The following is a 15,952-nucleotide window of genomic DNA, read 5'->3' as shown; positions in this document are numbered from 1 at the left end:
AACGGAGTTCCCATGCCGTCCCGTTCTCCCAAGTTTCGCCCTGAGGCCTGGCTGGCCACCATTGCCCTGATTGCGATCTGCGGGATTAGCCTGGGCAACGTGATTGTCCGCTACGCGACGGATGCGTCGTTCGCGTTTACCGAGGAGTTCTCGGTGTTTTGTCTGGTGGTGCTCACCTTTGCGGGGGCGGCGGTGGCCGCACGCCATAACCAGCACATCCGCATCGAACTGATTGAGCACTACCTTCCGCCGTGGGCGCGCAAGTTGGTTTTTGTGCTGCAGTGGCTGGCCGGTTTGACCGTTGTGGGTATCATGACCTGGTACGGCAGCACGTTCGCCTGGCAGGAATACCAGTGGGAATCCCTGTCACCGGGACTGGGGCTGCCCAACTGGATCTATGTGATCTGGCTGCCGCTGTTGTCGGTGGCCATCATCATCCGCATGACCCAGAACCTGATTGACCGCCTGCGGGGCAAGACGGACCCGGAGGCGATTCATGAGTCCTGATCTGTTGATGATTGCCAGCTTCCTGCTGGCCTTGGTGATGGGTGTGCCGGTGGCAATTGCGCTGGGTGTCGGCGGAGTCGTCGGCATTGTGGCCGGACTGCCTCCCGCCATGCTGGGTACCTTCGGCACCAATACCTACAACAGTGTGGCCAAGTACCCGCTGATTGCGATTCCCCTGTTTATTCTGACCGGTCTGATTTTCGAGCGGGCGGGTGTGGCCGCCAGCCTGGTTCGTTTTGCCCAGGCAATTATTGGCCCCCGGCACGGTGGGCTGACGGTGGTCGCGGTGCTGGTGTGTCTCATAATGGGTGGCATGAGTGGTTCGGGCCCTGCCGATGCGGCGGCGGTGGCGATGGTGATGTTGCCGAGCATGAAGAAAGCGGGGTACCCGCAGCCGTTCTCCGCCTCGCTGATTGCGGCTTCTTCCTCGACGGCGATTCTGATTCCGCCTTCCATAGCGTTGATTCTCTATTCCATTGTGGTGCCCGGGGTGGATCTTCGGGCGCTGTTTGCCGCCGGGCTGTTCCCGGGCATCCTGGCGGGCGTGTCCCTGCTGGCGCCGGCATTGTATTTCTCCAGGAAGTATCGCTGGGAAGACCCGGAAACGGTCGAGCGCCCGCCATTCTGGCCCAGCTTCGAGGCCGCTCTGCCGGCGCTGTTTGCCCCGGTGATCATTCTGGGCGGGCTTCGTTCGGGGCTGTTTACTCCAACAGAGGCCGCCGTTGTCGCGGTTACTTATGGGGTGCTTGTTGGGTGTCTGCTGTACCGGAATCTGGGCCTCCGGGATCTGTGGAATCTGATGACCGAGGCGGCTGTTACCTCCGGGGTGGTCATGTTCATCATCGCGTTGGCCGGCATCTTCGCCTGGGCAGGCACCACCCTGGGTACCTTCCAGCATCTGGCGGATGCACTGCTGTCACTCTCAGAGAACGGTTGGGTGTTACTGGGCCTCGTGATGATTCTGGTACTGATTGCCGGCATGTTGCTGGATGCGATTTCCATCTACCTGATCCTGATCCCGATCGTGCTGCCGCTGATGAATCATTTCGGCTGGAACCCGATCTGGTTTGGCATCCTGCTGGCGATGAACATCGCCATCGGGCAGTTCACGCCACCGGTTGCCGTTAACCTGATGGTTACCACGCGTATCGCGAATATCCGGCTGGAACACACCATAGGCTGGTCGCTGGTCTTTATCGCGGCGATGGCTTCCAGCCTGCTGTTGGTGATGCTGATGCCGGGCATTGCGCTGTGGCTGCCGGAGAAGCTTGGTTATGTGGTGGGGGCCTGGTAGGAGCAAACAATTCAATGCCACGGGTTGCTCCTATCAGAGGATGACGCGTCATCCGATGTGAGGTGGTCATCCTCCACCAGGTTTTGGAGAAAGAACGCACCTTTGAATCGGGACCGATGGGTTTTCAGGCAGGCCCGTGGCGTTTAAGGTCCTTGATAATCTCGGGCACCTTGAAGGGCAGCAACTTCCTGGCAGCATTCAAGAGATAGATCACCAGATTCATCTTCTTGTACCAGAGGACCCTGCGGATCTTTTCCTTCATGGGGCGGTAGCCCTCCCTGTAAAGCTCGTCCACACATTTGGCGTTATTGGTAAGGCTGTATTGGCTCAAATCCAGCGGCACCACGATGTCTGCGTTTTTCAGCTGCTTGCGGGTATTGAAATCGATACCAATGTTGATGGCATTGGTGATCACATCAAACGTGTCCTGCGGTTTCGGGTAGCGGCTGACATGGCTCAGGTCAATGGCCACGGTAATACCCGCGCCCATGCCCGCCAATGGCGAAATCGGCACATTCTCCACCAGCCCGCCGTCCACCAGGATCCGGCCATCCACTTCCACAGGCACAAACAGGCCGGGTACTGCCATGGACGCACAGACCGCGTCTGCCAGGTTCCCTTTTTTGAAGACCAGCTGTTCACCGGTTTCGATGTCCGTCGCGCAAATGGCCAGGGGGATCTCGGCATCCTCGATCCGGCAATCCCCCAGATCCCGATGGATCATCGCCCGGATGTTATCGGTACTGAACAGGCCGCCGCGTTCGAAGGTGAAGTTAATGATTTTCGACAGGTTCAGCGTTGAACAGATCGACAGTATGGACTCTGCCGGACGGCCGAAGGCGTAGTAACTGGCGATCAGCGCTCCGGCACTGGTGCCTGAGATGCAATGGATCGGGATTTGCTCTTCCTCGAACGCCTTAAGGACCCCAATGTGAGCAATGCCCTTTGCCGCACCGCCCCCGAGAGCCAAGCCAATGCGAGTGTTAAAAGGGTTGAGTTTCATGCACGAGCGCCTGTGAACACGGTGAAGGGAATGCCGATCATAATCATGTTTCGACTTTGCTATGGTCCGGGAGTTTGTTCAATAGTGCGCGGGTGATCAAGGAGCGGTCTCCACGCCCTTTGAACTGATCGGATGCTGGTTACTCGCGCTCTTCGGGTTAAGATCTCAGACCGCTTCGCCAGGGCGGGACTCAATGTCCACAACCTGACCGTTTTTCAGGGTGACAACCTGTCGAAACTGATTGTCCGAGAAGTCATACAACCACTCCTGAATCAGCACCGGTTGCAGGGTTTGCCAGGTTTCCGAGCGTTTTCGAAGCGGGGGTGCCTGCCATTCCAGACGCTTGGATATTGGCTCGCCGCACCGGGCGATCAGTTCATATTCGGTTTTGATATGCCTGAGCATGTTGGGGGTGCACCTGGGTGAATCGGAGGTGTGGAATCCGTACCCCAAGGTGTCAACGCGGGCGAGCTTGCCGTTGCGAAAGACCAACCTTTGCATGAAGCGCTGTGGGCCGTGGTTGTAATACCAGTGCGCTTCGGTCTGTACCACGCCGAGGCCCGGCACCGTCGCGCTGGGGTATTCCGCGATGTAGTCCGCCGGCCCGCAGCTTTCCTCCACCTCGATGGGCCAGGCTCCGTCATTGACCAGCGAGCTGCCGCAGCGAAGCGCACCCTGGCCGGTCTGGGCCAGGGCGGCGAGGGTGAGCAGGGCCATAAGTCGCTTGAGGGTTGTCATGGTCTGATTTTGCATCAGTTGGGTATCTGGATCTAATACTACCCCCCGAAGTGCGCACCGGACTCGGCAGGCGATCGGAATCAAGAATTGTAAAGATATATAGCTTTTTGATACTGGTGTATTTTTCCGGCACATCCCTGTTGTAAAGTATCGGCCATGACATCATGTAAGGGATGACATCTGGTTCAAAGAGGAACCCCCTCCGCGTCTTGGTCCGTATTCCCTTTCCGCTGTCTCATCACTGTTATCACTTGTTCTTGAAACAATTGTTCCTGGCAGGTTAAGGAGCCCAATCAATGAAAAAAATCCTTCCCTGGCTGCTGTTGGGGGTTCTTACAGGCTGTGCTACCCAAACGCCTCAGATGACGGAAGTTGAGCCGGCCGTTACTGCAGAGCAGCAGCGAGCTGCGCAGCAGGCCGCATTGGAAGAAAGCAAGCCCCAGCAACTGAGCCTGAAAAGAAAAATTGCAGTCGGGCGCATTTCCAATGAAACGAATTATGGTCGGAGTCTGCTTCGTTCCAATGCTGAGGATCAACTGGGTTCAAAGGTAACAGACATGTTCCTGCAGGCTTTGGCCAACAGCGAAAGCTATCTGGTTTTTGAGCGCCCGGATATTGAGCTGTTGAGCAAGGAGGCGGAACTGTCCGGTCAGGAAGTTTCAATCGTTGGCGTCGACACACTTGTCATTGGTTCGCTGACCCAGTTTGGGCGCGCTACGACAGGTGAGCGCGGGTTTTTGTCCTCCTCCAAGAAGCAGGAAGCCACCGCGACCGTCGATCTGCGGTTAGTGGACGTGACCTCCGGTAGGGTGTTCGCCTCTGTGACGGGATCGGGTTCGTCATCGACCGAACAGGCCCGCACGATGGGGTTTGGTTCTGCGGCAGGATACGACGGCAGCCTGAATGATCAGGCTATTGCCGCGGCTGTCACAGCTGCCGTGGACAAGATGACGGGGCTGTTCCTTGAAAAGCCGTGGACAGCCGATGTCCTGGCTCAGGAAGGGGATCTCGTTTATATCAGTGGCGGTCAGAGTCAGGGCGTCGACAAAGGGATGGTGTTTGCTGTTGAGACACGAGGCAAGAAAGTGAAATCTCAGACTACCGGTACGGTGATCACCCTGCCAGGCAAGAAAATTGCCGAGCTGACGGTTGTCGGGCTGTTTGGCGATGATCCTCTGGAACAGGGGGCAGTCGGCGAAATCTCTGAGGGCTCTCTGAAAGGCCATGACCTGAGCGAACTGCGCGTCAAGGAGAAACAACAATGAGGACTCTGCTCGCGTTACTGATCTGTTTCACCCTGACGGCTTGCGTCCAATCCCCCACACGCAATACCCAGGTCGTCGATGACCGCCCGGGTATTGCGTTCGAACTGCCATCGGTGGCTTCGGAATACTATGAGCTCCGGATTGACGGGGTCTCCTATGGTTATGTTGGTCAATACCAGGCCGGTGAAAACCTGCTGAGAATTGTTGATGGCACTCATCAAGTTGAACTTTTATCTGATGGTAAGGTGGTTTATCACCAAGAGGTTTATCTCGGTGCCGGTGTTAACAGGATTTTGAGGGTAGGGACACATGACTAATAGATTCTTTCTCGCATTGTCGATGCTTGTGTTGTTGACGGGATGTGCCAGTAATCAGGGGTTGTATGAGTGGGGGCAGTATCAGGAAACGCTGTTTGTGGTTTATCAGGAACCCGGGCTGAAAGAGGAAGCTCTGAAAAACTACGTGGAGCTTGTCGAAACCGGCGGTACGCCTGAACATCCGATAGCTCCGGGTCTTTTTGCCGAGGCGGGCACCTTTATGCTGGAGCAGGGTGAGGTGGACGCTGCGCTCAAGTTTTACAGGATGGAACACGATGCGTGGCCTGAGAGTCGGCCGATGCTCAGCATGCTCATCGAAAACCTGGAGGCCCGGCAATGAAGGCGTTGAAGCTGGGCCTCATGTTTTTCATGGTCGCGTTGGTCACCGGCTGTGCCACGACAGGCAATCCAGACCGTCTTGATGCGTTCCACAATGCATCACCCAAATCGATTCTGGTGGTGCCTCCTGTCAATATGTCGACTGATGTACAGAGCACAACCTCGCTACTGGCAACGTTACCTTTCTACCTCGCGGAGAAGGGCTATTACGTTTTCCCCGTCAACACAGTGAAAACTTTGCTGGAATACGAGGGCTATTACGAACCTGCCGAAGTCCATGCCGCACCGCCCGAACAGCTGGCCAATCTGTTCAAGGCAGATTCCATACTGTACGTGACCATTCACGAGTGGACGTCCAGGTACATGTTGCTGACGACCACAACGGAGGTGGATTTCGAATATCGGATTGTGAATGCAGACGGAGCAGAGCTCTGGACGGCCCGCCAGAGAATGACGTACACCCCTGATAACAACAGCTCGGGTAATCCGTTGGTGGACCTTGTCGCCATGGCCGTAACCGCGGCGGCGGAAAGGGCAGCGCCGAATTACCTGCCATTGACCAGGCAGGCAAATGCGGCTGCATTCTATGGCGTGAACGGGGTGCCACCAGGGCCTTATAGTCCGACATACGAGCAGTACTATCAGCGGGTAAATGCCTCGAAATAGCAACGTGCTCCAGGTTCTTCAAATTTTCAGGCGGATCAGGTCCAGAGCCAGCAGCTCCTGCAACATGCTATAACTCAGCCCCCATATGCAGTAGCCCTGATATCGGCAGCAGGGCATGTTCAGGGTGCGGAGAGGCGTGCGCCAAGGAAGACTGCCCTGGTTCTCCCGGGCTGCGAGGTAGTCGAGAGGGATCCACACCACGCGCTCGACTTCATGGTTCATCGATACTGCCTTCGGCCCCCGCCATTCGTAAACGTAGGGGGTGACAACCATCGGTCGCCAGCGGCTGTGACGGCGGGTAATCAGGTCAGACAGCCGGGCCTGGAAACGGCCATGGCGTATCAGGTCGATACCGGTTTCTTCGAGAGTTTCCCGTTCGGCGGTTGCCCGGGGGCTGGCATCCTCCGGATGCATACGTCCGCCGGGAAAGGCCATATCCCCGGACCAGGGATCGCCTTCCTGACGGGCCCGCTGGATAAACAGCAACTCAACGCGACTGTCTTCAGTCTTCCGACAGATCAAAGCCACGGCGGCTCGGGCAAGGCGACGCCGGAAAGGAATTTTATGGGGGCGTAAGTTACTTGCCCAACGGTTGAATGCCACAGAGCCCAGTCCCTGTTGTTCGTTGACTTTCCAGTCAGGCAAAGTCGTATTCGCCGCCCTTTTCGAGAGCCTTCTGGTAGGCCGGTCTGGCGTGCACTCGTTCCACCCAGGCGGTGATGTTAGGCCGGTTCTTGCCGACGATACCCCGTGCCACGGAGGCTTCCAACGGAAAGCTCATCTGAATATCCGCCCCGCTGAGTTGATCCCCCAGAAACCAGGTGTTTTTCGCCAGGTGGGCTTCGACGAAATCCAGGTGTGTCTTGATCATCGGACCGATGAAAATCTGATTGGTTTTGTCGGAGATGCCTTTTGCCACTGGCTTGATGAAAAACGGCATGGGGCTGGTTTTTACCTTTTCAAACACCAGGCGCATTACCAGCGGAGGCATCAGGGAGCCTTCGGCGTAGTGCAGCCAGTAGGTGTAATCCAGCCATGCCTGGCCGCCGCCTTCCGGCAGCATGGTGTCTTTGCCATAGGTGTGGGCAAGGTATTCGATAATCGCTCCGGACTCGGCCACGACCAGATCACCATCGGTAATCACCGGTGATTTGCCCAGCGGGTGTACCTTCTTGAGGCTTAGCGGCGCCAGCATGGTTTCGGGGTCGCGCTCGTAACGCTGGATCTCGTAGGGCACGCCTAACTCCTCCAGCATCCAGAGAACACGTTGTGAGCGGGAATTGTTCAGGTGATGAACCGTAATCATGCGCAAACTCCGTTCGCATCAAAAGAATGGATAGCCCTGAAGAGTAGTCTCCAAATGGCTTTTTGGTTCACCCCGTCGTTCGTTTATGGCCTTAGCAGCTTCTGAAGGCTCGTCCGGCAGGGGGTGTTTTTCATTTACGCTGTGGATTGGGCTACCATGTTTGGCGTTTAAACTGTCCCGATCCCAGAGAAGCTATCCCCATGCCGGAAGATCCCCTCAAAACCCTGTCCGACCTTGCCAGCGATGCCCACACCCGCATTCAGGCAACCCACCAGCACATCAATCCGGTTGTGGAGGTTCGCAAAGGTATGCGTGATGCCGGCATCCCTGCGGACGTCATGACGATTGACTGTTTGCGAACCCGCCGGCGCATTAACCTTATCCTTCATGATGAGCAGCCGGGCGTTATCCTGTACCAGTTCGTGACCATCGAGGATGAAGTGGGCAACGATTTCCAGCAGATGGCTTTAGGCGACATGTCTGAGAGCAAACTGTTCGACTGGATGCAGGATTATTTTGCCTGATTGGCGCACGACTCTGACTGACACTGGAGTAAACTCGGGGTAACCAACCCGTTACATCTACCTCTTGGCATTATGCGAGGAGGTACTCTAATCCACAAAACAGGAGGCCGGCTATGGCAGAACAATCACTCAAGGAGCAACTGAGCAATGCGGTGAAAGATGCAATGCGGAACAAGGATAAACTCCGGCTGACCACCCTGCGCATGGCCCAGTCTGCGGTCAAACAGATTGAAATTGATGAGCGCCGCGAGCTCAGCGATGAAGATGTTTTGAAAGTTCTGGACAAGATGCTCAAGCAGCGCCGGGATGCTGCCAGTCAGTATGATGACGCCGGTCGCGAGGAGCTGGGCGACAAGGAACGGGCGGAAATGGTGATCCTTGAGGAATTCATGCCCGCCGCCCTGAGCGAGGATGACCTGGACGCCCTGATCCGATTGGCCATCAGTTCAACCGATGCCCAGGGTATGCAGGATATGGGGCGAGTGATGAACGAGCTGCGTCCGCAGGTACTTGGCCGGGTCGATATGGGTCATCTGAGCAAGAAGGTGCGGTCGGCGCTGGCGGGCTGATTGACTCAGCCCGCTCTCAGCTCTGCTCTACTTCACGGGAAGCAGGGGACACTGGAAGTAGACCGGCGGGCCATCCGGAAAAGATCCCGGCGTGATAGCCAGGTGGCCCATTGACTCGTGGTACTGGATGTCCTCGTGGGATGTGAGAACTGGTACGATCCCATGATACATAAATGCGGCTCCGGTCCATTCCGCGGTGTGAGTGAACCAGCGCCCCCCGTTATAGGCCGGATTACCTGGCGCGGCTTCGGAAACCGGCAGCTGACCTTCCGGGTTATTGGAATTGGTCACAACGTAGAGTATGTCGAAGGACTGAACGTTGTTGGCCGTGGGAGCTGGCAGGGTGGTGGTTCCTTTGGTACCCCAGACCTCGCCGTCACCCCAAACTGCGGGCATGAAATTGGGCTGACCCGGGTCGGCGTAAGCCAAAGTGGTCAGAAGAAAACCTCCCAGTAAAATCATAGCGATACGAAACATAACGGATCCTCCTTGGCGGTAAAGTCGTCGCTTTTCGCATTTCGGCCCGCAGGAATTTCAACGGGTCAGGAATAGTTTCCACCTGTGCCAAGAAGGGTTCCTCACATAACGGTAAATAGATCGTCACCATTTCATAACGACTCTTTTGGTTGCAGCGGACGAGCCCGTGAAATTTGCGCTGGCCAGAGCCGTCGGCCAATCCAACTCCGTCTGGCCTGTGAAATGCGTGATCTTTGCCCTAAGCTTTTAGCGAGATAGTGGCCAGCCTGGGCGGTTCGAGAAGCTTATGTCCGACAAAGAGCTACGCACCAAAACCGATAAGCAGTCCATCGACCAGTTCATCAATGAGGTCCGCAAGCTGCCCAAACAAGGTGGCGGGCAGGGCAGGCTGATTTTTGCCCTGGATGCCACCGCGAGCCGGGAGGCGACCTGGGATCAGGCCTGCCATTTGCAGAGCGAGTTGTTCCTGGCGACCCGGGACTTGGGTGGGCTGGCCATTCAGCTTTGTTACTACCGTGGCTTTGGCGAATTCAAGGCCACGAAGTTTGTTACCGAGACCGGTCAGCTGCTGGAACTGATGAACGGTGTGTCCTGCCGGGGTGGCCTTACCCAGATAAGCCGGGTGTTGGCCCATACCGTGAAAGAAACCCGTGCAAAACCCGTAAGGGCCGTGGTGTTTATCGGGGATTGTTGCGAAGAGCCGGTGGACGAGCTCTGCCACACCGCCGGAGAACTGGGCCTGCTGCGAACCCCGGTGTTCATGTTCCATGAGGGCGAGGACGCCCATGCGAGGGCGGTGTTCCAGCAGGTGAGTAAGCTCTCCGGAGGCGCCTATGCACCCTTTGATCGCAACAGCCCGCAGATTCTGAAGGATCTTATGGCCGCGGTTGCGGTCTATGCATCCGGGGGAGCCAAGGCCTTGCAGGACTTCTCAAACCGCAGTTCCCCGGAGGTCAAGCGCCTGACCCGGCAGATCAGATAGCGCTTGTAACAATTCATCGATGGGCGGGCGAGCCTGGGGTATCCGAGTGCCATTAACGCTTCTGGTTATCGTGCTGGCGGTTGTTGCGTGGCTCTGGCTGCGTAACCAGCCGGCCAGCCAACGTATACCGGCCATTCTCAAGCTGGCCCTGATCGCGGGTACCGGCATCGTGGTTCTGCTGGCCGTTACCGGTCGATTACACTTTGTGTTTGCCGCATTGGCGTTTCTTTATCCGCTTTTGCGTCGGGTACTGCCGTCGCTGTTGTCTGGGGCCGGTAATGGGGGCGCGGAGGGCAAGTCGGGCAACCAGTCCCGTGTGTCCAGCGAGATCCTCGAGATGAGTCTCGACCATGATTCCGGAACCATGAGCGGAAAGATCCTGAAAGGTCCCATGGCCGGCCGGGAACTGGCGGATCTGAGCGAGAGCGAATTTCTCGAGCTGCTGCGGTACTGTCGGGCGCAAGACGAAGACTCTGCCCGGCTGCTGGAAACCTATCTGGACCGACGGTTCGGTGACTCCTGGCGTGCGGACGGCGAGGCCGGCAGTGACGCTGGGGGATCCGGTGAACGAGGCAATTCCGGCAACGCAGGCGGCCCACTGACGGAGAGTGAAGCCCTGGATGTTCTGGGGCTGGAGCCCGGCGCCAGCCGGGAAGAGATCATCCGGGCCCACCGCCGGATGATGCAGAAAGTGCATCCGGACCATGGCGGCAGTAACTATCTGGCCGCCCGGATCAATGAGGCCAAGGAGCGCTTGCTGGGCTGAAGGTATCGCTGAGGGCCAGTAGTTGTAGCATCCTCATCACTGCCTCGACGAGGCGCTCAATCGGTCAAACCAAGGGTGATGGAAAAAGACATAGCGATCATCCCTGACCGCTATGCCTGGGCAGGTCGGGTTATTTCACGAGATGTGATGCACGGTATTCCATTTCGTTCTCGATCTTGCCAAGTCCCTTACCTTTGTCGGTTCCATTAACTGAAGAGGTGGTCATGGCGAAGGTCAAGACCGAGTGGGCGACCGCATCGGACATCTGGTCGAGTGCTTCGAGACTTATATTGTCAAAAGTGTCGCAAGCCAGGTGATAGCAGGGATCATACTGTTCACCTGCTGTGCCACCGTAAAGGGCGGCTTCGTCCGGTGTTTTGATTCCTTCGGCGCCGGTGAAGAGCCCACCCGCCGGGATACCGACAGCGATAAACGGTCCATAGTCGGATCGGCCATCAAAGGCGGTGGGTTCGACAGGTAAGGACATCTCCTCAAAGTACTCAAGGAATACCCTTTCGATGGTCTTGGAGCCATTCGGACCGGCTATGGGTGTATCGGAGCCATCGCCATCGTAAACGAAACGAACGAAGTTGGGAGAGCCGATCATGTCGAAGTTGAGGTTCAACGCGATGTCCTTGATTTCACGCGGGCTCAGCTGGTCAACGTAGTACTGCGCTCCGAGCAGACCTGCCTCCTCTGCTCCCCACCAGGCGAAGCGAATCTGGTTTCTGGGGGTGATTTGCTGTTCGGCTATCTGAATCGCCGTTTCCAGGATGGCGGCCGAACCACTGCCATTATCCTGAATGCCGGGCCCTTCAGCGACGGAATCCAGGTGTGCTCCCACAACAACGACACGATCATCGCGGCCGGCCGGGGAGTTGGCAATGACGTTGGAAGTGGTGCGGATTTCAGAGCTGGCATCTACGATGAGATTGACTTCAACGACACCAGCGGCGAGTTCAGCGCCGACATCGAATGCGGCTCCGACCACCGGCACCGTAAATCCGGGCTCGCCGAGTGTCCCCAGGAAGTTGTCCGTGCGCCCGGGCTGGCCTTCGTTGAAGATGATGACACCACTGGCTCCGGCATCTTCGGCGTTCTGCGCCTTCAGGGCGAAGGAGCAGGAACCCCGCTGGATCACTGCAATGTTTCCGGCAGTAAATCCGGAGAAGTCGGAGGCTTCACAGCCGCTGGTTGAGGTGTTGGGGTCCGGGGCAGGAGGCAGTACCAGGTCCACTCCCTCAGTCATGGCCGTTACATCGCCGCTGCCGGAATAGGTCATTGTGGCAAACCCTTCCACCCCCAAGTAGTCGTAAACAGTGGGTGTCGGCGCTAACTGCTCCAGAATGGCCGGACTGTTCTCTTCGAAGAACGGGTAATCGAAGTCCTGGATGGTTACGTCGTACCCCGCCGCCGTCATCTGCTCAACTACATAGTCGACGGATGCCTGGTATCCGGGTGACGATGCCTCGCGGGCGCCGCCATGGGCGTCGGCAGCCGCCTGAAATTCAGCCTGGTGGCTCCGAACCCCTTCGACAGTAACAGCTTCCCGAAGCGTGTAGGTCTCGACACTGGTTGCTGCGTGTGTCGGTAGGCCGGTCGCGGTCGCGACCACTGCAATTGCAAAAGGTGTGTGTTTAAGTTGAACGCTTATCATGAGTGTTGCTCCTTGCAAGTTTATTTTTATCTTTCTCTGGATACACTCGCATTTTTTTACTTTATAGATTTTACATGAAGCTTTATGCGTAACAGTTCTCAATCATCCTGCCAATTTGATGTATAGGTTCAGTAATTGGCCTCGATGCTGAAGCGGATGTCAGGGGCTATCTTTCCAGCAGCTCTTTCCGTGATCGTTGATAGTCCTCGAATCGCACAGTTGTGCTATCGATGCACGTTGATTGTTTGGGTAGCGGCTCTTTCAGGCACTCCTGGCGCTGGTGGAGCTGCAGGTTGTCGTAGACAGCTTTGTTGCTGCACCTGGCGAGAACAGAGCAGGCGGCCATCACAATCATCAATTGGGTGAGGGCGCGCCTGCCCCTGTTCCGGACGGGCGACGCGCTGGTTGATTGGTTCAAGTGTATGTCCCTCAATACTCAATAGAAAACGTGTCCATCATTGAATCCACTGAAGACAGGCCCCCTTGCCTGTCTTCAGTGGGGGCCGCGATATAAAGGCGGAAGTTCTCGCCGTCATGGTAAGCGACGCCGGTGAGCGTCTGGTTGGCCAGGAGGCGGCAGTCGAGTTTGGCAAACGACACGGAGACGTCAAACAGATTGCCTGAGGAAGCCGTGAGGTAAGGGCTGCTGTTATAGTCGTCCTCGTAGGAGGACGTGATTTCGACAGAATCAGCGCCCGGCACCTCGATGCTTTCTGTCAGGTACTGGCCGACGACGTAATTGGCTGTGATGGAAACCCCACTCGTTGATTGTTCGATAAAGTTGAGGGACGTTGCACCGGTAGACGTAAAGGCTTCCTGTGAAGCGGTGGCGTTGCCGAGAATGGTGCCGGAGAGAAGGAACTCGTTGACACCCTCGCGCCCATAGAGGAAGGCATGATCACCGCCATCCAGCGCCAGTGCAACCAGACGTCGGCCTGTGTCGGTAATGCCTTTGTAGATCCCCTGTGCCTCGTTGACAGTGGGTGTTTTCTCTTCTTCTGGTAGTTGGTACTTCCTTTTCGGTTGGTTAGCTGTCACCACCGCTGCAGGCGGCCAGTGCCAGGGTAAACAGGGATACGACTGCTGGTTTCATGTTTGCCTCTCAATAATAGGTTGTTTGGGAATCGGACGCCGGCAGCGCTCTCAGCGGGTTATGTCGCGCACTCGGATGTGGCTGTAGGTCTACGGGACGGGTTGCGATGACGAACAGCACATCGCTCGCATTCTCATGCACCCAGGTGTGCAAAATGTCGAAGCCAGCCTCCTGCCGATGGTTCTTCAACTCTTCTCTCGATAAGAACTTCACGAAGGGGGCGAGATGGAAGAGCCTTGCGACCGTGGCAACCGGGCGTAGCCAGAACTTCGTGTCTTTGAGACAGGCGGTATTGCTGACGAAAACACTGACCGGTTTGACCAGGGCGGTGGAGCCGGTACCACAGCCAATCTCGAGCACATCCATGTTCGGACGGAAGTACTTCTGGGTGGAGAGAGGAGTTCCAGTGGATGAGAGCAATTTCTCGGTGAGGACCGACAGCCACCCGACGCACTGGGAAATGACCAAGCTGGGCACGGGCATCGGCATGATGCCCGTGGAACTGGGCGATGCCGAGCCAGCTGTCGAGAGGGCCTTTGACAAAAAGACCTTCGGAGGCGAGGTGTGGCTGGTCTCCCATCGGGAGCTGAGAATGAACCTACGGGTGCGAACCGTGTTTGATTTTCTGGCGGGTGAGCTGGCGAAGTACTACGATCAGGCATAGCCGGGGCGGCTCCTGTGAATATTGATCAAATTACCTCCGCTTTGCGCCAGGCCCCGTGGTTGATGGCTTTGCACCGGGTATCCTGTCGTTGCCAACAATGTTATCCACAGATCTTGTGGGTAATGTTCAGGGAGATGTCATGACACAACAGCCCACCGAAGCCCAAAAGCGAGCAACGCTCCGTCGCCTGGAGAAGTTCAGCCGCTATACGGACAGCAGCATCGGTGTTCCCTTCACCCGCTTCAAAATTGGATTGGATGCCATCATCGGTCTGCTGCCGGGGGTGGGCGACCTGGTTGGTCTGGTGTTGTCCGCCTATGTCCTTGTCGAGGCACAGCGCGTGGGCGCGAGCCGGGCGGTGAAGCTGCGAATGCTGCAAAACATGGGCATCGATTTTCTCGGTGGCCTGCTGCCGGTAGTGGGCGATGCCTTTGACGCCATCTACAAGGCCAACACCCGCAATACCCTCTTGCTGAAGCGCTATCTGGAAGAACAGTTGGCGGTTGAGCCACCCCCGCCTCCGTTCCCCTGGAAAATGCTGATTGGGTTGTCCCTGCTGTTTGCCTTGATTACCGGGGGGCTGACGCTGATCTTGTGAAGGCTCTCTTGCAGGGTTTACGGTAGACTTCATCATCAACATCCAACTTCCCGGTGGAATCTTCATGAGTGATAACCCGTTAACCCAAGCCCTCGATATGGACGGTGAAGAACGCTACGACTACTTTCTGGACGCGGTAGTTGAGGAACGAGAGATCTGGATTCTGGTCAATACCGACAGTCACTTTCTGAAGATCGTCTCGGAAGAAGACGGTGTGGCCTATTTGCCGGTCTGGCCAAGCGCGGAATTTGCAACCGAGTACGCCAAAGGACCAGGCGATCTCTTCCCCAAAGCGATCTCCCTGCCGGATTTTTTCAAAAAGTGGGTGCCGGGTTTGACCAGGGACGGGCTCGAAATCGGGGTGTTCCCCGGTGGGCAGGGTGAACTATGGATCACCGGACCGGAGGAGCTGAAGGGTGAGTTGCAGGAAGTGTTGGCGGGGTCGGGACACTAGCCTTAACCGGCACGTTTTTATCTGATCACAGGAGCCAGCATGAACAAGATGCAGATCGACATCGTTTCCGACATTGCCTGTCCCTGGTGCGCCATCGGTTACGCTCGTCTGGAGCAGGCCATGGAACAGTTGGCGCCAGAGTATGGGTTCACCATTCAATGGCATGCATTTGAACTGAACCCGGATCACAGCGGCGAGGGCGAACCAATCCTGCCGGCGCTGGCCCGCAAGTATGGGCGCAGCGAAGAGGAGATGAGGGCTACCCAGAACCAGATGATGACCATCGCAAAGGATCTGGGCCTCAACTTCGAGAAGATGCAGGAACGATTCACCTGCAATACCTTCGATGCCCACAGGTTGGTGAAATGGGCGGGTGAGCAGGGCCGGCAGACTGTCATGAAACAGGCACTGTTTGATGCCTACTTCGGCCGGGCCGAAAACGTCTCGGACCGGGACGTATTACTGAGTTGCGCCGAAAATGCCGGATTGGACCCAGCGAAGGCCACAGAGGTGCTTGATTCGGACCAGTATGCCGAGGTGGTACGGAAAGACGAAGCGACCTACCAGCAGGCGGGCGTCTCGGCTGTGCCGGCGTTCATCATCAACAACAAGTACCTCATTTCCGGCGCCCAGGAGCCGGATGCCCTGATCCGGGCGTTCGAGGAAATTGCCTCAGAATCCGAGTGAAGCCTCCTTAATCTCGCGGGACTGGGCATTTGGCGTGATTCCGGCC

22 protein-coding genes are annotated in these 15,952 nt (G+C 56.8%); 14 read left to right on the top strand and 8 right to left on the bottom strand.

Annotated elements, in window-relative coordinates:
• Window positions 1-12 precede the first annotated feature (12 nt).
• Complete coding sequence (locus R6W86_RS09240; RefSeq protein WP_410329073.1) at window positions 13-507, top strand: TRAP transporter small permease; 495 nt, start codon at window positions 13-15, stop codon at window positions 505-507.
• Window positions 497-1,801 carry a TRAP transporter large permease gene (locus R6W86_RS09235; protein WP_410329072.1) on the top strand — a complete coding sequence of 435 codons (1,305 nt, stop codon included), beginning with the start codon at window positions 497-499 and terminating at the stop codon, window positions 1,799-1,801. The genes R6W86_RS09240 and R6W86_RS09235 overlap by 11 nt, the downstream gene beginning before the upstream one ends.
• 124 nt (window positions 1,802-1,925) lie before the next feature.
• Here R6W86_RS09235 and R6W86_RS09230 read toward each other — a convergent pair whose 3' ends face one another.
• Together R6W86_RS09230 and R6W86_RS09225 are read right to left on the bottom strand one after the other, a co-directional pair.
• Entirely contained in the window at window positions 1,926-2,804 is an 879-nt protein-coding gene (locus R6W86_RS09230) for a patatin-like phospholipase family protein (RefSeq protein ID WP_410329071.1), read from the bottom strand.
• 165 nt (window positions 2,805-2,969) lie between these two features.
• Window positions 2,970-3,557 carry a DUF2845 domain-containing protein gene (locus tag R6W86_RS09225; protein ID WP_410329070.1) on the bottom strand — a complete coding sequence of 196 codons (588 nt, stop codon included), beginning with the start codon at window positions 3,555-3,557 and terminating at the stop codon, window positions 2,970-2,972.
• Window positions 3,558-3,838: 281 nt separating this feature from the next.
• On the opposite strand from R6W86_RS09225, the gene R6W86_RS09220 reads away from it, so the two are divergent.
• Genes R6W86_RS09220 through R6W86_RS09205 form a run of 4 tightly spaced genes read left to right on the top strand, consistent with a single transcriptional unit; the run spans window position 3,839 to window position 6,129 of the window.
• Entirely contained in the window at window positions 3,839-4,807 is a 969-nt protein-coding gene (locus tag R6W86_RS09220; protein ID WP_410329069.1) for a CsgG/HfaB family protein, read from the top strand.
• Entirely contained in the window at window positions 4,804-5,124 is a 321-nt protein-coding gene (locus R6W86_RS09215; RefSeq protein WP_410329068.1) for a hypothetical protein, read from the top strand. The genes R6W86_RS09220 and R6W86_RS09215 overlap by 4 nt, the downstream gene beginning before the upstream one ends.
• The gene (locus R6W86_RS09210; protein WP_410329067.1) at window positions 5,117-5,464 is read left to right on the top strand and encodes a DUF4810 domain-containing protein; all 348 of its coding nucleotides are present in this window, start codon (window positions 5,117-5,119) and stop codon (window positions 5,462-5,464) included. Before R6W86_RS09215 ends, R6W86_RS09210 begins: the two co-directional genes overlap by 8 nt.
• Entirely contained in the window at window positions 5,461-6,129 is a 669-nt protein-coding gene (locus R6W86_RS09205; RefSeq protein ID WP_410329066.1) for a DUF799 domain-containing protein, read from the top strand. The genes R6W86_RS09210 and R6W86_RS09205 overlap by 4 nt, the downstream gene beginning before the upstream one ends.
• 18 nt (window positions 6,130-6,147) lie before the next feature.
• Here R6W86_RS09205 and R6W86_RS09200 read toward each other — a convergent pair whose 3' ends face one another.
• Both R6W86_RS09200 and R6W86_RS09195 read right to left on the bottom strand, forming a co-directional pair.
• Window positions 6,148-6,657, bottom strand: a complete 510-nt coding sequence (locus tag R6W86_RS09200; protein WP_410329065.1) for an NUDIX hydrolase — start codon at window positions 6,655-6,657, stop codon at window positions 6,148-6,150.
• Window positions 6,658-6,766: 109 nt separating this feature from the next.
• Window positions 6,767-7,435, bottom strand: coding sequence for a glutathione S-transferase family protein (locus tag R6W86_RS09195; RefSeq protein ID WP_410329064.1), 669 nt, complete (start codon window positions 7,433-7,435; stop codon window positions 6,767-6,769).
• 200 nt (window positions 7,436-7,635) lie between these two features.
• On the opposite strand from R6W86_RS09195, the gene R6W86_RS09190 reads away from it, so the two are divergent.
• Both R6W86_RS09190 and R6W86_RS09185 read left to right on the top strand, forming a co-directional pair.
• On the top strand, window positions 7,636-7,959 hold the full coding sequence (locus R6W86_RS09190) for a hypothetical protein (protein ID WP_410329063.1): 324 nt from the start codon (window positions 7,636-7,638) through the stop codon (window positions 7,957-7,959).
• A 113-nt stretch (window positions 7,960-8,072) separates the two neighbouring features.
• Complete coding sequence (locus tag R6W86_RS09185; RefSeq protein WP_410329062.1) at window positions 8,073-8,528, top strand: GatB/YqeY domain-containing protein; 456 nt, start codon at window positions 8,073-8,075, stop codon at window positions 8,526-8,528.
• Between the two features lie 27 nt (window positions 8,529-8,555).
• Here R6W86_RS09185 and R6W86_RS09180 read toward each other — a convergent pair whose 3' ends face one another.
• Window positions 8,556-9,005 (bottom strand): hypothetical protein, encoded by a 450-nt coding sequence (locus tag R6W86_RS09180; RefSeq protein WP_410329061.1) that lies wholly within the window; start codon window positions 9,003-9,005, stop codon window positions 8,556-8,558.
• 286 nt (window positions 9,006-9,291) lie between these two features.
• Here R6W86_RS09180 and R6W86_RS09175 point away from each other — a divergent pair, with 286 nt between their 5' ends.
• Both R6W86_RS09175 and R6W86_RS09170 read left to right on the top strand, forming a co-directional pair.
• A complete protein-coding gene (locus R6W86_RS09175) occupies window positions 9,292-9,987 on the top strand; it encodes a VWA domain-containing protein (protein WP_410329060.1) in 696 nt (231 codons plus the stop codon).
• Between the two features lie 46 nt (window positions 9,988-10,033).
• The gene (locus R6W86_RS09170; protein WP_410329059.1) at window positions 10,034-10,753 is read left to right on the top strand and encodes a molecular chaperone DnaJ; all 720 of its coding nucleotides are present in this window, start codon (window positions 10,034-10,036) and stop codon (window positions 10,751-10,753) included.
• Between the two features lie 130 nt (window positions 10,754-10,883).
• Here R6W86_RS09170 and R6W86_RS09165 read toward each other — a convergent pair whose 3' ends face one another.
• From R6W86_RS09165 to R6W86_RS09155, 3 genes are all read right to left on the bottom strand, one after another.
• Window positions 10,884-12,410, bottom strand: coding sequence for a M28 family metallopeptidase (locus R6W86_RS09165; RefSeq protein ID WP_410329058.1), 1,527 nt, complete (start codon window positions 12,408-12,410; stop codon window positions 10,884-10,886).
• A gap of 429 nt (window positions 12,411-12,839) precedes the next feature.
• Window positions 12,840-13,448, bottom strand: a complete 609-nt coding sequence (locus R6W86_RS09160; RefSeq protein WP_410329057.1) for a hypothetical protein — start codon at window positions 13,446-13,448, stop codon at window positions 12,840-12,842.
• A gap of 64 nt (window positions 13,449-13,512) precedes the next feature.
• Window positions 13,513-13,869: a hypothetical protein gene (locus tag R6W86_RS09155; RefSeq protein ID WP_410329056.1), complete on the bottom strand. Its 357-nt coding sequence runs from the start codon at window positions 13,867-13,869 to the stop codon at window positions 13,513-13,515.
• 40 nt (window positions 13,870-13,909) lie between these two features.
• Here R6W86_RS09155 and R6W86_RS09150 point away from each other — a divergent pair, with 40 nt between their 5' ends.
• The 4 genes from R6W86_RS09150 to R6W86_RS09135 all read left to right on the top strand — a co-directional run bounded on the left by R6W86_RS09150 (window position 13,910) and on the right by R6W86_RS09135 (window position 15,906).
• On the top strand, window positions 13,910-14,167 hold the full coding sequence (locus R6W86_RS09150) for a hypothetical protein (RefSeq protein WP_410329055.1): 258 nt from the start codon (window positions 13,910-13,912) through the stop codon (window positions 14,165-14,167).
• Between the two features lie 139 nt (window positions 14,168-14,306).
• Entirely contained in the window at window positions 14,307-14,765 is a 459-nt protein-coding gene (locus tag R6W86_RS09145) for a DUF4112 domain-containing protein (protein WP_410329054.1), read from the top strand.
• Between the two features lie 64 nt (window positions 14,766-14,829).
• Window positions 14,830-15,219, top strand: a complete 390-nt coding sequence (locus R6W86_RS09140) for a DUF2750 domain-containing protein (RefSeq protein WP_410329053.1) — start codon at window positions 14,830-14,832, stop codon at window positions 15,217-15,219.
• A 39-nt stretch (window positions 15,220-15,258) separates the two neighbouring features.
• Window positions 15,259-15,906, top strand: coding sequence for a DsbA family oxidoreductase (locus tag R6W86_RS09135; protein WP_410329052.1), 648 nt, complete (start codon window positions 15,259-15,261; stop codon window positions 15,904-15,906).
• Window positions 15,907-15,952 lie beyond the last annotated feature (46 nt).

The sequence above is a fragment of the Marinobacter sp. genome (genome assembly GCF_046484525.1).
Taxonomy (GTDB): domain Bacteria; phylum Pseudomonadota; class Gammaproteobacteria; order Pseudomonadales; family Oleiphilaceae; genus Marinobacter.
The sequence above is the reverse complement of the archived record's forward strand: the minus strand, read 5'-3'. Positions and strand labels throughout refer to the sequence as shown.

Coding starts and splice junctions, on each gene's coding strand:
- R6W86_RS09240 (WP_410329073.1), top strand. CDS start 13: ATGCCGTCCCGTTCTCCCAAGTTTCGCCCTGAGGCCTGGCTGGCCACC.
- R6W86_RS09235 (WP_410329072.1), top strand. CDS start 497: ATGAGTCCTGATCTGTTGATGATTGCCAGCTTCCTGCTGGCCTTGGTG.
- R6W86_RS09230 (WP_410329071.1), bottom strand. CDS start 2,804: ATGAAACTCAACCCTTTTAACACTCGCATTGGCTTGGCTCTCGGGGGC.
- R6W86_RS09225 (WP_410329070.1), bottom strand. CDS start 3,557: ATGCAAAATCAGACCATGACAACCCTCAAGCGACTTATGGCCCTGCTC.
- R6W86_RS09220 (WP_410329069.1), top strand. CDS start 3,839: ATGAAAAAAATCCTTCCCTGGCTGCTGTTGGGGGTTCTTACAGGCTGT.
- R6W86_RS09215 (WP_410329068.1), top strand. CDS start 4,804: ATGAGGACTCTGCTCGCGTTACTGATCTGTTTCACCCTGACGGCTTGC.
- R6W86_RS09210 (WP_410329067.1), top strand. CDS start 5,117: ATGACTAATAGATTCTTTCTCGCATTGTCGATGCTTGTGTTGTTGACG.
- R6W86_RS09205 (WP_410329066.1), top strand. CDS start 5,461: ATGAAGGCGTTGAAGCTGGGCCTCATGTTTTTCATGGTCGCGTTGGTC.
- R6W86_RS09195 (WP_410329064.1), bottom strand. CDS start 7,435: ATGATTACGGTTCATCACCTGAACAATTCCCGCTCACAACGTGTTCTC.
- R6W86_RS09190 (WP_410329063.1), top strand. CDS start 7,636: ATGCCGGAAGATCCCCTCAAAACCCTGTCCGACCTTGCCAGCGATGCC.
- R6W86_RS09185 (WP_410329062.1), top strand. CDS start 8,073: ATGGCAGAACAATCACTCAAGGAGCAACTGAGCAATGCGGTGAAAGAT.
- R6W86_RS09180 (WP_410329061.1), bottom strand. CDS start 9,005: ATGTTTCGTATCGCTATGATTTTACTGGGAGGTTTTCTTCTGACCACT.
- R6W86_RS09175 (WP_410329060.1), top strand. CDS start 9,292: ATGTCCGACAAAGAGCTACGCACCAAAACCGATAAGCAGTCCATCGAC.
- R6W86_RS09165 (WP_410329058.1), bottom strand. CDS start 12,410: ATGATAAGCGTTCAACTTAAACACACACCTTTTGCAATTGCAGTGGTC.
- R6W86_RS09155 (WP_410329056.1), bottom strand. CDS start 13,869: ATGGATGTGCTCGAGATTGGCTGTGGTACCGGCTCCACCGCCCTGGTC.
- R6W86_RS09145 (WP_410329054.1), top strand. CDS start 14,307: ATGACACAACAGCCCACCGAAGCCCAAAAGCGAGCAACGCTCCGTCGC.
- R6W86_RS09140 (WP_410329053.1), top strand. CDS start 14,830: ATGAGTGATAACCCGTTAACCCAAGCCCTCGATATGGACGGTGAAGAA.
- R6W86_RS09135 (WP_410329052.1), top strand. CDS start 15,259: ATGAACAAGATGCAGATCGACATCGTTTCCGACATTGCCTGTCCCTGG.